Here is a 17,176-nt window from a genome sequence, read left to right as displayed (position 1 = left end):
TACGGGCCTCCAACGCCCGGTTGTACACCACACGCACACACCCAAACGTCCGGTTCAACAGCTCAGCCTGTTCAGGCGTCGGGTAGAAGCGGTACTTGTACGCCCGCTTCACCACCTCACCCACGCCTCACAATTTACCGTCCATGTACGACACTCACCCCAAGGGAAGGGGGCGGCGTTTCCTCCCGGCCCTGAACGGCCGGGTTTCCACGCCGCAAATCCGATGAAGGCGAACAGGCCGAGTCCGAACAGGGCAGGAAGACCCCGAAAGCGACCGTAACCACGGCAACCGCCACCAACCCAGGCCCCACGACGCACTGGGTGGTGACCGCGAGAGGACAGCGCGGCCGCAGTCGGGCCGATGGCTCCCTCGCTTCTGGGCCAGGCAAACTCGGAAGGCACCTTCGCCGTGAAGCGCCAGAGGAGTCTGCCAGGTGCGGCCCGCGTCGTCGGAGCGGTAGAAGGAGGTGTTGAGGGCGTAGACCCGGTCACGGTTCACCGGGTCGGCGTAGATGCGGTTGTAGTAGAACGCCCGCTGGCGTCGGTTCGCGTTGTCATCGACCAGTTGCCAGGTGGCACCCGCGTCGTCGGACCGGAACACCCCGCCGTCGGCCGCCTCGATGACGGCGTAGACCCGGTTGGAGTCGGCACCGGAGACAGTCACGCCGATTTTGCCCAGCGGACCGTCCGGCAGGCCCGGGTTGCTGGTCAGCTCGGTCCAGGTGCTGCCGCCGTCGGTGGACTTGAACAGGCCACTCGACTCCCCGCCACTGTTGAGCAGCCACGGCTTGCGGTAGGCGTGCCACAGGGCGGCGTACATCACCTGCGGGTTCGACGGATCGATCGACAGGTCCACCGCCCCGGTCAGGTCGTCGCGGTAAAGGGTCCGCTGCCAGGTCTTGCCACCATCGGTGGAGCGGAACACGCCGCGCTCGGTGTTGGGGCCGAACGCGTGGCCGAGCGCGGCGACGAACACCCGGTCACAGTTGGCCGGATCCACCCGGACGCGGCCGATCATGTGGGCGTCGGAGAGTCCCAGGTGCTTCCACGTGGCGCCTCCGTCGGTGCTCTTGTAGACGCCGTCACCAGGCAGGACGTTGCCCCGGAACTCGACCTCACCCATGCCGATGTAGACGATGTCGGGATTGCTCGGGCAGACCTCGATCGCGCCGACCGAGGAGGTCGTGATCTGGCCGTCGGTGACTGGGGACCAGTTCGTTCCGCCGTCGGTGGTTTTATACAGGCCGCCGCCCGTGGCGCCGAAGTAGTACTCGTTCGGGCGGGCGGTGCTGCCCGCCACGGCGATCGATCGGCCGCCCGTGGTCGGGCCGATGTTGCGCCACTGCAGCGAGTTGTAGAGGGCGGGGTCAACGAGTTTCTTGCCCGATGCGGCGGCCGGGCTGGTCGCCGTGGCGCCGAGCGCCGTGGCGCCCAGCAGTAGTGCGAGGAACGCCGCGATGGCTCGCCGGGGACGCAGCCTCCCATGGGCGCGTAATGGTTCGGGTGGACTTCCCGCTCTCTGATCTGCGGATTCGGTCATGCCCCACTTCCTTTCCGCGTGTCTAGTCAGCCCAGCAAACGCTAGGCCGGGTAGGACATCGACCGCACTGATCAAGTGACGGAATGTCCGGTTGATCTATCGATGCACATGTAGGAGTGGACTAGTTAGTAGCCGTCCACGTCAGCGGGGTGACCCGCTGCCCCTCGACCACTGCTGCGACCGAGGGCGCAAAGTGCAGCCCTGCAACACCGACCGCGGCAGAGATTCGCCGCAGCCCAGACCTCTCTGAGCACTCCATCCGCTCACCAGCAGCGGGATTGCCGCCTCTCGGCGTCGATTGCAAAGGCCGTTCGTAGGATGCGAGGAGCATGCATGAGCGGACCGGGCCCCGGCCGGTGGCCGGGACCCGATCGCGGATGGGCGTCGTTGTCGGCGTTGCGCAGCCCGGAGTACGCCACGTTCGCGTCCCTCGGATCGACGGCCACCCGAGTGACCCAACGATCCGGCAGGTCAGGGTCGGTGAAACGGGCCCAGGTCCGCCAGAGGTCCTTGCTGCCCCACAGCCAGCCATCATCGGTACCGGCGTAGATGACGTTCGGGCTCGACGGGGCCGCAGCCACCGTGGTGATCGCCCCGAACGGATACGACGGGTCGGTGCCCGATTCGGGGTTGCTCAGGCTCGGGCTGATCACCGACCAGGTCCCTGCCTGCGCCCGGTTGGCCGACCGGTTGAGAATGTTGCCGCCGTAGTAGACGACCGCCGGGTCACTCGGATCCAGCTGGACGGCCGTCGGCCAGTCCCGGCGCTGCGATCGTCTGGTTGGTGAAACTCGAGCTGGCGCTAGCCTCCGCCTGCCCAGCTGCTGACCCCGGTTCATTGGGCGGGCGGCCAGCCGGCCGCCCGCCCGCCCGATGCTCGTCGAACGCGGCAACGGTCATCGCGGACTCTCCGCAGGCCGTCCTGTGCACGTACGTAGTGCTGCTCGCCGGCCTGCCCCGCACGGGCATCGGGCGTCGGTTTTTGGCGGGCCTGTAGTGGTCCGTTGTGGCTGCAAGTTGCGGCGATTTTGCTTACATCGCGTCAGCGCTGGCGCCGCTAATTCGACCGTGGACGGTGGCGTCTACCAGGGAGTAACCGACGCCACGTGCGGACTCCACCGCAACGCTGGCGTTCGCCTCGCGGAGCTTGGCCCGCAGGCGTTTGACAGTGGACCGGACGGCCGCCGCGTCGTCGAGATAGTCCGCGCCCCACACACGCTCGTAGAGCTGCTGATAGGTCCAGACGCGCAGGGGTGGGCTGGCCAGTGCGGCGAGGACGTCCCGTTCCAGGCGGGTCAGGGGGAGGATCCGGCCGGCCCAGCTGACCTGTTGCCGCTGCTGATCGACCACCAGCCGTCCCAGCGCCACCACGCCGGTCTCGGGGGCGGCGGAAGCGGCCGCCTGGTCGAGCAGCATCGCCCGAACCGTCTGCAGATCAGGAAACATCAGCACGACACCGTGACCACTCATGAGTCGAGCCACTTGCGCTCGCTTGCTGCGGCTGGCGGTCACACAGAGTATGACCGGCTGCTCGTCGAAATCCCCCACCGGAGTGCTCATGGGTGTAGGAAAGCAACTTGCACAACGCAGGTCAATATCAAAACTTTTGTCGTTGAAACCTAAAGCTCAATCTTGACCCGATTTTGCCCCTCTTCTGCCCACCATTTGCGCTTGAGTGAAGATCGAAGCCCATCGACGATGATCGCGGGATTCCGCTTACCTGCGGTTTCCAGTCCTGCACCCTCGGTGGCCAAACACCCTTGGCCGCCACCAGCCAGGAGGTCATCACCTGATGCGCAAATCACGAAGAGGACTGCTGAGAGCGGGCCCGGTCGCCGTCGTGGCCGTCGCCGCTCTGCTCCTCGGTGCACTACCAGCAGCCGCCCAACCCGTCGACCCGGAAGCCGCCGCACCCGCGCCCGCAGCGGCAAAGGCCGAAGTGCGCCAAGCCGCCAAACACGATGTTTCTCAGAAACTGCGCGACATCGCTCCGAAAACCAAAAACGGACAAGACTCGAAAATTGCGGCCCAGCCAGCTCAGTCGCTGAACCGGCAGGCGGACGCTTCCGCAAAGGCCGGAAGTGACGGCGTGCAGCGCGGCTTCACCGCCAGCCAGGTGCCTGAATTCAGCGCGAACTTCGAAGGCGTCGGCAACATCGACGGGGTGCTGCCACCGGACACCAACGGCGACGTGGGGCCCAACCACTACGTGCAGATGGTGAACCTGCACTACGCCGTCTACAGCAAGACCGGCAGCCTGCTGCTCGGCCCGCTGCCGGCCAACGCGATCTGGTCCGGCTTCGGCGGCCCGTGCGAGACCCGCAACGACGGCGACCCCGTCGTCCTCTACGACGAGGCCGCCGACCGGTGGATGGTCACCCAGTTCGCCCTGCCCGGCGGGACGGCCGGCAATCACCAGTGCATGGCGATCTCCCAGACCCCGGACCCGACGGGCGCGTACTTCCGGTACGACTTCTTCTACCACCAGACCCGGATGAACGACTACCCGAAGTACGGGATCTGGCCGGACGCCTACTACATGACGGCCAACGAGTTCGCGCCGTCGTTCGTCGGTGTCGGCGCAGTGGCGTTCGAGCGGGAGAAGATGCTCTCCGGCCAGGCGGCCCGGATGGTGTACTTCCACCTCGGACCGGACTTCGGTGGCGTGCTGCCGTCCGACGCGGAGGGTCTCGCCCCGCCGGCCGGAGCACCGAACCCGTTCGTCATGTTCGACGACGACGCGTGGGGCATCTCGCCCACCGACCGGCTGCTGATGTGGGACTTCAAGGTCGACTGGGCCACTCCCGCGAACTCCACGTTCGGCAACAACCTCGCGCCGAGCCGATTCCTGGAGACCGCGCCGTTCGACTCGAACATGTGCAACTACGCCCGCGCCTGTGTTCCTCAGCAGGGCACCTCGGCGCGGTTGGACGCCATCGCCGACCGGTTGATGTATCGGGCCGCGTACCGGAACTTCGGCGACCACGCCTCGATCGTGCTCAACCATACGGTCGACGCTGACGGCACCGACCACGCCGGCGTGCGCTGGTACGAGCTGCAGAGCACCTCGCCCACCAACTGGCGGATCAACCAGCAGGGCACCTACGCCCCCGACGCCGAGCACCGCTGGATGGCCAGCGGCGCGATCGACGTCTCCGGCAACATCGCCTTCGGCTACTCGGCGTCGAGCAGCAACTCGTTCCCGTCCATCCGGATGGCCGGCCGGCTCTCCGGTGACCCGCTGGGCCAGCTCGGGCAGAGCGAGCGCACGCTGATCGCCGGCACCGGAGCGCAGACCCACTCGGCGGCCCGCTGGGGTGACTACAGCTCGATGTCGGTGGACCCGACCGACGGCTGCACCTTCTGGTTCACCTCCGAGTACCTGACCACGACCAGCTCCGCCACGTGGCAGACCCGGGTCGGCGCGATGAAGTTCCCGAACTGTGTGGCCGGACCGCGCGGTGAGGTCACCGGCAAGGTCACCAAGTCCGGTGGCGCGCCGATCGCCGGTGCCTCGGTGCGCGTCGGCGGCGGCGGCACCGTCACCGACGACCAGGGCAGCTACAAGCTGACCCTGCCGGTCGGGCAGCACGAGGTGACCGCGTCGGCGTTCGGCTACGCCCCGAAGACCCAGACGGTCACGGTTACCGACGGCGGCACGGTCACGGTCAACTTCACCCTCGACGCCGTGCCGGCGCGCAAGATCTCCGGTGTGGTGAAGGACGGGTCCGGGCACGGCTGGCCGTTGTACGCGCGGATCGACGTGGCCGGCAAGCCGGGTGGACCGGTGTTCACCGACCCCGTCACCGGCGCTTACTCCGTCGACCTGCCCGCAGGCGAGTACGGGCTGACCGTCAAGGCGATGTACCCGGCGTATCAGCAGGGCACCGCGCAGCTCACCGTCGGTGACGGCGACCAGGTGAAGAACTTCGACCTGGCCGTCGAGAACAGCTGCACTGCCGCCGGCTACAAGTTCAACTACGGCACCCCGGTGCTCACCGAGCAGTTCGAGTCGGGGACGACCCCCGAGGGCTGGAACGTGGTGAACCGCACCGCCAACGGCGGCTGGGTGTTCAACGACCCGAAGAACCGGGGCAACCTCACCGGCGGCACCGGCAAGTACGCGATCGTGGACAGCGATGCGGCCGGTTCCGGCAAGCCCGTCGACTCCGACCTGATCAGCCCGTCGCTGGACCTGACCGCCGTGCCGTCGCCGGTGCTGCGGTTCAACAGCGACTACCGGGCGCTCAACGGGTTCGCCAACGTCGAGTTCAGCCTCGACGGCGGTAACACCTGGGTGATCGCCGCGAACTGGACCACCACCAGCCGCCGTGGCCCGGTGCTCGAGGAGGTCCAGATTCCGCAGGCCGGTGGGCACGCCGACGTGAAGATCCGGTTCCACCACCAGGCCACCTACGCCTGGTGGTGGGAGGTCGACAACGTCTCCGTCGTCAACCGGGCCTGCGACCCGGTCCCCGGCGGACTCGTGCTCGGCCAGGCGCTCGACAGCAACACCTCGACCGGCCTCAACGGCGCCACGGTGACCAGCGTGGACAAGCCGGCCGAGAAGGCCACCACCGGGTCGACGCCGGACGACGAGAACCTCGGCGACGGCTTCTACTGGATGTTCTCCTCGTTGACCGGTGAGCACCCGTTCACGGCGGCGAAGAGCAACTACGGATCGGTCACCTCCACCGTGAACGTCGCGGCGGACCGGAGCACCCGAGCCGACTTCTCGCTCAAGGCCGGCCGGTTGACCATCACCCCGCCGTCGCTGACCGGCACCCAGACGCTCGGTCAGAAGACGACGGTGACCACGAAGATCACCAACACCGGCGACGCGCCGGCCAGCGTCGACCTGTCCGAGCGGCGTGGCGGCTTCGAGATCCTCGGACCGCGCGGCGCGCCACTGCAGAACAACCTGGTCAAGGGCAGCGGCACGTCCATCGGCTGGCTGGGCGACAACAAGGCCGGTGACCCGGTCGAGCCGTCCCCGTACGCACCGCCGTGGGTCAACACCGCCAACTACCCGATCCCGGTCATGGACAACGCCGTCGCCTCGTTCGACGGCAAGGTGTACTCGGTCGGCGGCACGAACGGCACCGCCAACCTCGCCAACAGCTACGTCTACGACCCGGCCACAAACGTGTGGACCCGCATCGCGGACCTGCCGGCGGCGCTGGAGAAGCCGGCGGCGGCGTTCGTCGACGGCAAGCTGTACGTGTTCGGCGGCTGGGACTCGGTCGGCAACACGTCCAGCAAGGTGTACGCCTACGACCCCGCCACCAATGCCTGGCAGACCCGGGCTTCGGTCAACCCGGCGCCGAGGGCAGCCCCCGGCATCGCGGTTTCCGACGGCCAGATCTACCTGGTCGGCGGGTGCACGGACGGCAACTGCACCAAGTCCAACGCGGTCGTCCGGTACAACCCGGGAGCCGACTCGTTCACCACCGTCGCACCGTACCCGGTCGCCATCGCCTGGCAGGGCTGCGGCGGCATCAACGGCACGGTCTACTGCGCCGGCGGTAACGGGCCGACGACCCTGAAGAGCACCTACGGCTACAACCCGGGCAACGACACCTGGACCCAGCTGGCCGACCTGCCGGTCGACTTCTGGGGCGTGGCCGCGGACACCGCCAACGGCCTGCTGCTGCTGTCGACCGGTGTCATCAACAACTCCACCATCGTCACCAACCAGGGCTGGGCGTACGACCCGGAGGCCAACTCCTGGTCGGCGCTGCCGAACGCCAACTTTGCCCGCTACCGGGGCGCGGCGGCGTGCGGCTTCGTGAAGGTCGGTGGATCGACCGGCGGGTTCACCCCGACGCCGGACAGCGAGATGCTGCCCGGCTTCGACCAGTGCGCCACCGTCACCGACGTGCCGTGGCTGGCCGCGTCCCCGACCACGGCGACGCTGCAGCCCGGACAGAGCGTCACGGTGACCGTCACGCTCGACGCCACCTCGGCGGCGGGCGTGGGTCAGCCCGGCACCTACACCGCGCAGCTCGGGGTCAAGTCCAACACCCCGTACGCGGTGGCGCCGATCGACGTGACGATGGTGGTCCAACCGCCCAAGGACTGGGGCAAGGTGGCCGGCACCGTCACCGGCGTCGACTGCCAGGGCAAGAGTGCCGCCCTGCGCGGTACTACCGTCCAGATCAACGGCAAGGGTGGCTGGACGTTCACCTTGGAGGCCGACGCCGACGGCAAGTACGCCATCTGGGCGCCGTCGGGCGCCAACCCGATCGAGGTGATCGCTGCCCGGGACGGTTGGATCCCGCAGACCCAGAAGACGAACATCAAGTCAGGCAAGACGGTGACCGCCGACTTCGTCCTCCGACCCACCAAGTGCTGACCGACAACTGAGATCAGCCGGGCCCGCGCCGATCACTCGGCGCGGGCCCGGCCCGTCGGCAGGGCGTGGCCACCTTCGTGGTCCGCCAGCACAAACGACCCGGCCGGCCCCCGCCGGCTGGACCACTCCCCGCGTCGCCCGGCCCCCATCGCTGGTCACGGCGGGTCACCTCGACCATGCGCTTATCATCACCGGACATGTCGCGAGATATTGCCGGCAAACTCCGCACGGGCGCTCGGCAGCGTGCCGGCGCGCGCCCCAGGGGACCCGAACTGGTCCACGTCGAGGACGTGGCCGGCCCGGCGGGTCTACGGTTGCGCCGCTACCGGCCTTCCTCGCAACCGCGTCCCCTGATGGTGTTCCTGCACGGTGGCGGCTGGGTCGTCGGTGATCTGGAGACCCACGACAGGACCTGTCGCCGATTCTCGAAAGAATGCGATGTCGAGGTGCTGGCGGTGGACTACCGACTGGCCCCGGAGCATCCGTACCCGGCTGCGATCAACGATGCCGTCGACGTGCTCCGATGGGCCAGGCCCGCCGCCGTCGCGGGGGACAGCGCGGGTGCGTACCTCGCCACCATGGCCTGTCTGCGGCTACGTGATCAAGGTGATCCGCTGCCCGCCGTGCAGATCCTGATCTGCCCCAACACCGACCTCCTGCTGTCCCAGCCCAGCGTCACTGAGAAGGGCACCGGCTACGGGCTGGACACCGAAATGCTGAGTTGGTTCGTTGCCCAGTGGGTGCCTGATCCGACCGAGCGGCGCGTGGCGAGCCCTTTGCATCACCCCGACCTGTCCGGCCTGCCGGCCGCTCTCGTGGTGACCGCCGAACACGACCCCCTACGCGACGAGGGCGCCAACTACGCCCGCCGTCTGGCTGATGCCGGAGTAGACGTGACCTACCGCTGCGAACCTGGCTTGCTGCACGGGTTCATCCAGGGAATGGATCTGACCGATCCGGAAGCGGCGGCCGCACACGAGCGGATCTTCGCTGACGTCCGATTGTTGATCACGCGACACAACGCTGGAGCAGGGTGACGGCTGCCTGCGGGCACGGTCCATAAGGCGGAAAGGCCCGACGGCGGCCAGACCTGGCCGCCGTCGGGCCTTTCCGATAGCCCGGCAAGGTTCAGTTGCTGGCGTTCTCGGCTCTGGATGGTCGCTGCCGGGGTAGGCGGAAACCCGCGGTGATCAGCCAGGCGAGGCCGGTGAAGCGGGCGATCGGTAGGAGGATCGCCGCGTTGTCGATGAGCAGGCTCAGCGTGGCGATCTCGGCGACGGCGGCGATGGCCAGGCCTGACCAGGCAAGCCAGCGTGGCAGTAGCCGGGCGAGCAGTCCGGGCACGGCCACGCCGGCGATCAGCAGGCCCAGCGGCACGACGTGCCCGACGCCGCCGGTGGCGAAGGTGAGGAATTGCAGGGCGCGCACGAGGGCGGGCTCGTCGAGTACCTCGGGTTGGGAGGTGACCCAGCCGAGCAGGCCGCAGAGGGCGAGGAATCCGGCGGAGAGAGCCCCGCCGATGAGCGCGATGGTCGCACCGGGTGCCCGAACGCCGAGCTGGTGCAGACGCGCGGAGGCGGTCGCGGTGTAGATGGCCAGCGGGATGGCGGCGGCGAACTGCAGCGCCCCGCTGACCTGCACCGCGCGCTGATGATCGCGGAAGTACGCCAGGATGTCGGCTGCCGGGCCGAACGGCGACGGGTAGGGCTTGCCGCTGGCGAGCAGGGTGCCGAGGACCAGACTGGCGATGAACAGGGCCGCGAACACGACGGCGAGGACGCCGAGCGGCGGCCCGGCTTGGTGGCGGCGGCGCTGGGGCGCATTGGTGGCAGTCACGCGATCACCCGTCCGCCGGTCAGGTCGAGGGTGACGCCCGTGATCCAGGACGACGCGTCGGAGGCCAGGAACAGCACCGCCTCGGCGACATCGTCGGGCTCGCCGATGCGTCCTAGCGGGAAGTGTCGGGCCAGTTCGTCGAGCTGCTGAGCGCTCATTGCTTGCTCCATACGGTCGTTGCGGACAGCGGACGGGGCCAGGCAGTTGACCCGGACGGCATGCTGACCGACCTCGTTGGCCAGGTGTCGGGTGAACATGACGACGCCGGCTTTCGCGGCCGCGTACGCGGCGTTGGCCTGGCTTGGTTGGCGTCCAGCGCTGGAGGCCATGGTGATGATCGCGCCGCGTCGGCGGCGCACCATGCCGGGCAGCACCTCGTGCACGGCAAGGAACGTCGAGGTCAGCTCCGACTCCAGCGTCGCGCGCCACCGCTCGGCGTCAAGGTCGACGGTAGGCACGGGCCGGCCCTGCCCGCCGGCGATGGTGGCGAGGATGTCGACCGGACCGAAGGCGTCCTCCACCTCCTCACGGATACGGCGCACCGTGGTGGCGTCGGTCACGTCACCGGGCACGGCGATGGCCTCGCCGCCGTCGGCGGCGATGCCGGCCACGACGCCGGCGAGCGCCGCCTCGTCCCGGCCGTTGACGGCGACCCGCACACCGTTGGCCGCCAACGCGCGGCAGGTTGCCGCGCCGATGCCGCGTGAACCGCCCGTGACGAGCGCAACCCTGCCGGCCAGATCGGGATAACGGATGGCTGGCATTCCAGATCTCCCTTCTCGCAGGTGAACAGTTCAGCTGACTGAACCGTTCACTTCTGTGTAACATATCTGGGTGACCTCACGACGGCAAGCCGGCCCCAGCGGAGCCGCGTTCCTGCTGGCTCAGCTCGGCGCACACGCAGCCGAGCGCTTCGCCCAACGGGTGAAAGAACTCGGGTTGACACCGCCCGACGTCGGGCTGCTGCGCATGATCGCCAGCCAGCCCGGGCGAAGCCAGCGGTCAATCGCCACGGACCTCGGTGTCGTACCGAGTCGGGTCGTCGCGCTCGTGGACAACCTCGAACGCAAAGGGCTGGTCGAGCGGCGGCCCAGCGCGACCGACCGCCGGCACCACGCGCTGCACCTCACCACCGCTGGCGAGCAGGTGCTGATGCGGATGCGGTCCATCGCCACCGCCCACGAAGACGACCTCTGCGCCGCCCTCAGCACCGACGAGCGATCCCAACTCGCCAGCCTGCTGCAGCGGATCGCCGACCAGCAGGGACTCGTTCGGCACGTGCACCCCGGATACCGAAACCTGAGCACCCCACGATGACGAACACCTCAAGCCACCGGTCAGGTCGAGCCGGGCCAGCCCGATGGCGGGCGGTCGCCATTTCCAGTAGTCGCCACCGGTCATGCTGTCCGCCGCCGGTCCGGCTCGACTATGAAAGGGGGACGCATCTCTGATCAATGGGAGTCCCATGACCATGCCACTTTCGGCCCGGCACCGGGCGAGCGCTGCCTCCTTCACCTCGCTCGCCGTCGTGGTCGGCCTACTCACCGCGGCGCCGTGGTCCGCGGCGAACGCGGCGACCTCCGCTGACGGCCTCGCCCCGGCGCCGGCCGGGCGGGTTGTCTCCGTGGGCGGCGGAGCCGAGGTCGCCCTGACGCCGCTCGGAGACACCGGCGCCACCTCGCTCGCCGCGCTGCCCGACGCCGACGGTGTGACTCCGGGCCTCGTCGTCGCGACGACCAAGACAGGCACGACCGTCCAGACGACCGATGTCGCCAGCACGCCGACCGTGATCGAGGGCCACGCCGCCCTTCTGGACGCCAGCGCTGCCGACACCGTGCCGCTGCACTTCTCCGCAGTGGGTCGGGACGGCCAGGCCGCCCAGGCCTACATCACGGTGTTCGACCTTGAGCACGGCGCGGCGTGGACCCGGCAGATGGCCACCGACCCGGCTCCGGGCAACGAGTGCTCCGGGGCCACCTTCGCCCGGACCACCTGCGTGCTCGTGCCGCCCGGCGAGTACTCGGTGATGGCGTTCGTCACCACGCTGCCCGCCGAGAAGCCGGCCATCGGAAGCAGCCGCACGGTCCAGAACATCTCGCTCGTGGGTGAGCCGGAGACGACGGTGAGCGGTGAACGGACCTTCGCGTTCGACGCCCGCGACGCCCGGCAGCTCACGATCAGGACCCCGGGGCGCAGCACCAAGGTGCCGCCGCAGGGCGCCATGCTCATCGGCTACGACCGCACGGCCGCGGACGGGTCCGCAGTCCACCTGGACATGCGCCCGGCATACCTCCTCGACCAGCACTTCTATCTGCAGCCGACGCCGCAGGTGTCCATTGGGACGTTCCAGGCGCGCACCCGGGTCCGGCTGGAGGCGCCCGACATCACCCTGTCTGCGCCGACCGCGCCGACCCTGCACCCCGAGTACGTCGACCGGATTTGGTTCTCCGACGTCCCTTCGGACTTCCCGGTCGTCAACGGCCGGTCCCGCCTCCCCGTGGTGGACGTCGGCCACGCCGCGGCGGCCGATCTCGCCGGCCAGCAACTGCACGGGGCGCTGGCGCTGGTCGCGCGCTCCCCCGACATGTCGATCGCGGAACAGTCCAACAATGCCGCCGCGCACGGTGCGGGCGTGGTCGTGATCCGCAACGACGGCCCCGGTGACATCAGCGACCCGGGCGGCACCGGGGTCAAGCTGCAGGTGCCGACGATCCGGCTGAACGAGGCCGAGGGTCTCGCGCTCGCCCGCCTCCCTAAGGGGGCCATGGTGACCGTCGAGGGAGAGCCGGCCAGCCCCTATGTGTACGACCTCTACCTGAAGGAGAAGGAACGGATCCCGGAGGACCCCACTTACGTCGCCCTCCCCCAGCAGCTCACCACGCAGGTGCGTCAGGTGTACGGGCAGCCGACGCTTCCCTCGACGTTCTCCGAGGCGGCGTACCCGTGGCAGCCTGGCAACTCGTTCGTCGTCTCGACGGTGTTCCCCTTCCAGGGCGGGCCGCGTACGCGCACCGAGTACCGCATCCCTGACCCCGACACGGAGTGGAGCCACGCGGTGTTCGCTCCGGAGTCCCCCTACAACGCGATGTTTCCCAAGGCGCCGGTGCTGGCGATGAGCCTGAGCATGCCGGGGCGCCAGGCGTACGCGGACCGCGAACAGGACCAGCTGCCCTTCGGCCGGGCGCCGATCACGGCGGCCCCGAATCCCGCTCGGCCCGTCCAGCGCTCCGGTGATCAACTGCGGGTGGCCGTCGACGGCTTCACCGACGCGGACGGAAACCACGGAACGGAGTACACCCACCCGAGTGGGGTGCGCACCCACCTCGAGATCAGGGCCGACGGCGCCCTGGTCGGGGAGACGGACAACCTCCCCTCCGGCACGGTCCGGCTTCCGGCCGGCGAGTCTCGTGTCTCGATCTCGTTCACCGCGGACAACCCGCAGGCCTGGAACGAGCTGTCGACACACACCGACACCGCCTGGAGCTTCCCGTCAACGACGACCGCCGAGGGTGCAACGGAGACCCAGCCGCTGCTGCTGCCGGACTACGACGTCGGCGTCGACCTGCACAACCAGGTCCGGGCCGACCGCCAGGGCCAGGTGGCGTTCGACCTGCGGCTGCGGCGCCCTGACGGCGTACCGGCCACGCCGGCCGGCGAGCCGAGCATCGACGCCTCGTACAACGACGGTGCAACCTGGCAGCCGGCGACCGTCACCCGCGGTACGGACGGCTGGCGCGTCGAACTGCCGGCGGGCAGCGGCCTGGTGTCGCTGCGGCTACACGCGGAGGACACCGGCGGCTCAGCGGTCGACCAGACGATCGTCCGGGCCTTCGCCGTCGTGCACTGAGCTGTCGAGCCAACCGAGCCGGACCGCCTGCACGCCCGCCTGGAAGCGCGTGCGGACGTGCAGGTGGTCCATCAGCTCGGCGATCCGGCGGCTGAGCGTACGGGTGCTGGTGCCCAGCCGGCGGGCGACCACGTCGTCCTTCGCGCCTGAGGCGAGCAGCGCGGCGAGCTGGTGATCGCTGAACCCGCCGTCCTGTGCCGGGGCGACGATCGGCGTCGCCTGCGCCCAGAGCAGCTCGAAGAGCTGGACCAGGGCGTCGAGGAGGGTGGACGGTCGGATGCAGACCGCCGCATCGGCGCTCTGCGCGCCGACCGGCAGGATCGCCAGCCGGCGGTCGCCGATCGCCAGCTTCATCGGGAGGCCGGTGTGCACCCGGGATTGCTCACCCACGCCGGCTGCGTCCTGGACCTCCTCGAGCGCGCCCGGCAGCTCCAGCGCCTCTGGGGCGTAGATGCCGCGCACCCGCACCTTCGCGCGCAGGAGCCGGCGGACCGAGTTGTCCGACCGCCGGGGATCGGCGACGTACGGCGGACGATCGATCACCATGAGCTCGTGCCGGGTGGTGCTGAGCAGTTGCTCGAACCGGGCAGCGATCGCTGCGCGGCCGACCAGCACCTCGACGATCTCCTCCGGGCGGTACCGCTCCTCGGCGGGCATCTCGGCGAGCAGCGTGCGCGCGGCGAGCTGTGTGCGCGCCAACTCCTCGCGGCGTCGGTCGACCAGCGCGTCGACGGCGACGTCGGGTCGCGCCGCGCGCATCCTGGCGGGCTGGCCGGGCAGCCGGTGCACCAGGCCCAACTCCTCGAGTCTGGTCAGCGAGCTGCCCACCTCGGCCATGCCACGGCTCAGCGCCGCGGCGAGGTCGCGCTGGGACGCCTCGGGGCGGGACAGGAGTTCGCGGTAGACCGACTCGTCCTCGGGGCGGACACCGATCGGCTCGAGCATCCGCCCATCTTGCCCCCGGTCGGCGGACGGCCACCCAGGCACCCGTCCGCCGGTGACGAGTTCTACGTGCGACCGGGGCGATGACCCGGATCGCGATCAGCCCACGCGCCAGCGAGACAGCCCGGACGAGACAGCGCCCAGCCCGACGAAGCATCGAGCTGGGCGCGTCGAGCGGGCTATGCCACGAAGCGGGAACGGCGTCGGCGTCCGATCAGGTAGCCAGCGCCGCCGAGGAGCAGAAGCGCACCGCCGATGCCGGCCACGGTCGCGGTGTCGTCACCGGTGACGGGCAGCCCACCGCCCTCACCGCCGCCGGGGGCGCCCAGGCTGGCGGAGGAAGCAGGAGCCGGTGCAATGGTCGTCGTGGCGCTGGGCGTGGCGCTCGGTGTGGGCGTGGGCTCAGACGTTGCTGTCGGTGCGGGCTGAGACGCGCAGTCGAGCGCACGTGCGGCGTACAGGCCGTTGTTCAGGTAAGCCAGGTAGGCATCGACGGTCCCCTCATCAAGCGCCTTCTGCGCGGCCGCCTTCACGTTGGCACCAGCGCCCGTCAACGTCCGGACCACCGTGACCCGCAGAGCCGTTGACCAAGCGTTCTGCACGTCCGCCTTGAGGAATGCGCGCAGATCATCCGCGGTGCCGTCCAGGCGCTCCTGAATGGCGTCAGGCAGGACGGGCAACGAGTCGGCCTTCGCCGCGGCCAGGATCTGGTTGGCCAACAAGCGCACCTCTACATTGGTGGCGGTGTCCAGGTCGATGGTGACGAGCTCGCGGATATCCTTGTACACCTTGCGCTCGACCGTTTGGCAGGCCTCGTTCAGCACGGGCGGTTCCGTTTGAGCCATCGCCGGCGCCGCCGGAACCAGGAAGGCCAGCGCCATTAGGACGCCGGCCCGTAGCTTCCATCGCATGTGGATTTTCCTCCCCGCTGCAGGCAAAACGTGGAGATATTACCCGTCGCTCACGCCAAGTCGTTGCCCCATCCGTGACCGGCCTCGCGTCGGGGCTACGGATCAGGGGGGTCAGCGGTCCGCATCCAGTCCGCAAGAGGCCGGCGGACAGTGAGGCAGTGGTGTGAGGTGTCGAGAGGCGTTTCCGCTGCTAGGCCGTGTTTCGTAGTACGTCGACTTGTCGCGCGGTTCCAGCTTGTCGACCAGCTGCGCAACGTCCCCGACGGCAGCTTGACCGGTCTCACTTCACCGTTCCGCCTGGTGGCCTGCGCCTCGGCGCCTGCCGCGAACGGGCCTTTTGATGTTTGTCGGATCCTTCAGGCACCATGCCCGGCCATGGATGTACGACAGGAGTTTCGGGGCGCAGCCCGGGAAAAGGGCGTGCCGGTGGACGAGATCGAGCGCTGGGTGCGGCTAGCCCGACCACAGACGGAGCTGGTCCCGGAGGGCGACGGCCTGCCTGTGGCCGGTCGGTTCGGCGGTCTCGCGGCGTTGCCGGAGGGCGAGGAGTGGCCTCCCGGGCAGTGTCTCGTGTTAACGCTCGACCTCGCCGCGATCCCCTCGCACGGGCACGACCTTGACCTGCCGGCCGACGGGTCGCTGCTGTTCTTCGTCGAGCCGGACTTCACGCCCAACGACTGCCGGATCGTTCATGTGCCGGCCGGCACTCCGGTAACCGAGCACCCGAACCCCGGGGTGCCGGTCTTCGGTCCGATTCTGCTGCACGCTCGTGCCGGCTGGAGCCTTCCGGAGAACGAGCACGAGGTGCCGTTCGACCTTCGCTTGGACGACGAGGTCGAGGAAGTGATCGGAGAGGTGATGTGGGACCTCGAGGACAACGATTACGAGTTTTCTCTCGGCGGTTACGGCGGCGCCAGCACCGGCGGCGCGGACAACCCCATCCTCAACGCAAACGAGCACACCGTGCTAGCCACCGTCTGGCTGGACGAGGGGCAGGTGGGTGACGCGTTCGGCGAGACGCTGATTGTAGTCAACTTCATGATCAAGCATGCGGATCTGGCCGAGCGCGCCTTCGACCGGATCTGGCTGATGACTGACTTCAACGGCTGACGCGGTTTGGGGCCTCCTCCGAGATCACGCGGGTGCGGTCGGTGTGGGAGGCCAGCAGGTTGTCGTATTCGGGCAGGAAGCGGTCCGGCGCGTGGGCGTCGGCGCCGGGGCGTGGCGCATCCGGGAGGTCGAACAGTTCCACCCCGTGCTCGTCGTGGAAGACCGCCAGTTGCGGCCGCAGCCTCTCCAGGACGGGACGCAGCCGGGTTCGGCCGGCCCATGTCTGCACGTCGGTGACCGAGGCCGGGCCGAACGCGGCGAGGTAGCGCAGCACGATGTGTTCGGAGTCGGCGGCGGGGGCGGGCTCGGCTCCGGTCCAGCCGGCGGCCGTCGCGTACCGGGTGGTGCCGCTGGCGCCCCAGATGGCGCGTGGCGGCACCTGCACCAGCGGCACGAGGTTGCGCACTACGGTGGCGAGCGCGCGGGGCTCGCGATCGGGCCACCGCTGGTGCAGCGCCGCCCCGAACTCCTTGGGGGTGAGGTGCCGTGTGCCGAGCAGCGCCCGGCCGGACTCCGCCACGGCCGCACGGTCCAGACCGGTGAGGGCCGTTGTCAGCTTCTCGGCCCTGAAGGGCCGAGCTTGCAGATCGCGCTCGGTGCTGGCTGCATCGGTCACGCCGCGTTTGGCAGGCTGA

At 69.2% G+C, this 17,176-nt stretch carries 14 protein-coding genes; 5 read left to right on the top strand and 9 right to left on the bottom strand.

The window, feature by feature from the left end; all coding sequences use genetic code 11:
- The 4 genes from ACY34I_RS37740 to ACY34I_RS37725 form a co-directional block, all read right to left on the bottom strand.
- Nucleotides 1–112: helix-turn-helix domain-containing protein (locus ACY34I_RS37740; RefSeq protein WP_462759962.1), on the bottom strand; the 112-nt coding region annotated here is incomplete at its 3' end.
- A gap of 42 nt (nt 113–154) precedes the next feature.
- Entirely contained in the window at nt 155–1,540 is a 1,386-nt protein-coding gene (locus ACY34I_RS37735) for a WD40/YVTN/BNR-like repeat-containing protein (protein WP_462759961.1), read from the bottom strand.
- A gap of 263 nt (nt 1,541–1,803) precedes the next feature.
- The gene (locus tag ACY34I_RS37730; protein WP_462759960.1) at nt 1,804–2,193 is read right to left on the bottom strand and encodes a beta propeller repeat protein; all 390 of its coding nucleotides are present in this window, start codon (nt 2,191–2,193) and stop codon (nt 1,804–1,806) included.
- 379 nt (nt 2,194–2,572) lie between these two features.
- Nucleotides 2,573–3,100: a winged helix-turn-helix domain-containing protein gene (locus tag ACY34I_RS37725; protein ID WP_462759959.1), complete on the bottom strand. Its 528-nt coding sequence runs from the start codon at nt 3,098–3,100 to the stop codon at nt 2,573–2,575.
- Nucleotides 3,101–3,656: 556 nt separating this feature from the next.
- On the opposite strand from ACY34I_RS37725, the gene ACY34I_RS37720 reads away from it, so the two are divergent.
- A complete protein-coding gene (locus tag ACY34I_RS37720) occupies nt 3,657–7,895 on the top strand; it encodes a carboxypeptidase regulatory-like domain-containing protein (protein WP_462759958.1) in 4,239 nt (1,412 codons plus the stop codon).
- Between the two features lie 197 nt (nt 7,896–8,092).
- Nucleotides 8,093–8,932, top strand: coding sequence for an alpha/beta hydrolase (locus ACY34I_RS37715; protein WP_462759957.1), 840 nt, complete (start codon nt 8,093–8,095; stop codon nt 8,930–8,932).
- 91 nt (nt 8,933–9,023) lie between these two features.
- On the opposite strand, the gene ACY34I_RS37710 is transcribed toward ACY34I_RS37715, so the two are convergent.
- A complete protein-coding gene (locus tag ACY34I_RS37710) occupies nt 9,024–9,731 on the bottom strand; it encodes a hypothetical protein (RefSeq protein ID WP_462759956.1) in 708 nt (235 codons plus the stop codon).
- A complete protein-coding gene (locus ACY34I_RS37705; RefSeq protein ID WP_462759955.1) occupies nt 9,728–10,495 on the bottom strand; it encodes an SDR family NAD(P)-dependent oxidoreductase in 768 nt (255 codons plus the stop codon). Before ACY34I_RS37705 ends, ACY34I_RS37710 begins: the two co-directional genes overlap by 4 nt.
- 70 nt (nt 10,496–10,565) lie before the next feature.
- Here ACY34I_RS37705 and ACY34I_RS37700 point away from each other — a divergent pair, with 70 nt between their 5' ends.
- Together ACY34I_RS37700 and ACY34I_RS37695 are read left to right on the top strand one after the other, a co-directional pair.
- Nucleotides 10,566–11,048 carry a MarR family winged helix-turn-helix transcriptional regulator gene (locus ACY34I_RS37700; RefSeq protein WP_462759954.1) on the top strand — a complete coding sequence of 161 codons (483 nt, stop codon included), beginning with the start codon at nt 10,566–10,568 and terminating at the stop codon, nt 11,046–11,048.
- A 148-nt stretch (nt 11,049–11,196) separates the two neighbouring features.
- Nucleotides 11,197–13,578 carry a PA domain-containing protein gene (locus tag ACY34I_RS37695; protein WP_462759953.1) on the top strand — a complete coding sequence of 794 codons (2,382 nt, stop codon included), beginning with the start codon at nt 11,197–11,199 and terminating at the stop codon, nt 13,576–13,578.
- On the opposite strand, the gene ACY34I_RS37690 is transcribed toward ACY34I_RS37695, so the two are convergent.
- Together ACY34I_RS37690 and ACY34I_RS37685 are read right to left on the bottom strand one after the other, a co-directional pair.
- Nucleotides 13,531–14,523, bottom strand: a complete 993-nt coding sequence (locus tag ACY34I_RS37690; RefSeq protein WP_462759952.1) for a helix-turn-helix domain-containing protein — start codon at nt 14,521–14,523, stop codon at nt 13,531–13,533. The two genes, ACY34I_RS37695 and ACY34I_RS37690, sit on opposite strands and share 48 nt — an antisense overlap.
- 176 nt (nt 14,524–14,699) lie before the next feature.
- Nucleotides 14,700–15,431, bottom strand: a complete 732-nt coding sequence (locus ACY34I_RS37685) for an ALF repeat-containing protein (RefSeq protein WP_462759951.1) — start codon at nt 15,429–15,431, stop codon at nt 14,700–14,702.
- Nucleotides 15,432–15,806: 375 nt separating this feature from the next.
- Between ACY34I_RS37685 and ACY34I_RS37680 the strand changes: the two genes are divergently transcribed.
- Nucleotides 15,807–16,541 carry a DUF1963 domain-containing protein gene (locus ACY34I_RS37680; protein WP_462759949.1) on the top strand — a complete coding sequence of 245 codons (735 nt, stop codon included), beginning with the start codon at nt 15,807–15,809 and terminating at the stop codon, nt 16,539–16,541.
- On the opposite strand, the gene ACY34I_RS37675 is transcribed toward ACY34I_RS37680, so the two are convergent.
- Nucleotides 16,531–17,176 (bottom strand): DNA glycosylase AlkZ-like family protein (locus tag ACY34I_RS37675; protein WP_462759948.1); only part of this gene is annotated, 646 nt, incomplete at its 5' end. The genes ACY34I_RS37680 and ACY34I_RS37675 overlap by 11 nt on opposite strands.

Source organism: Micromonospora sp. RTBAU3-60 (assembly GCF_054963695.1).
Note: the sequence above shows the minus strand (reverse complement) of the source record. Positions and strands in the feature narration are given on the sequence as shown.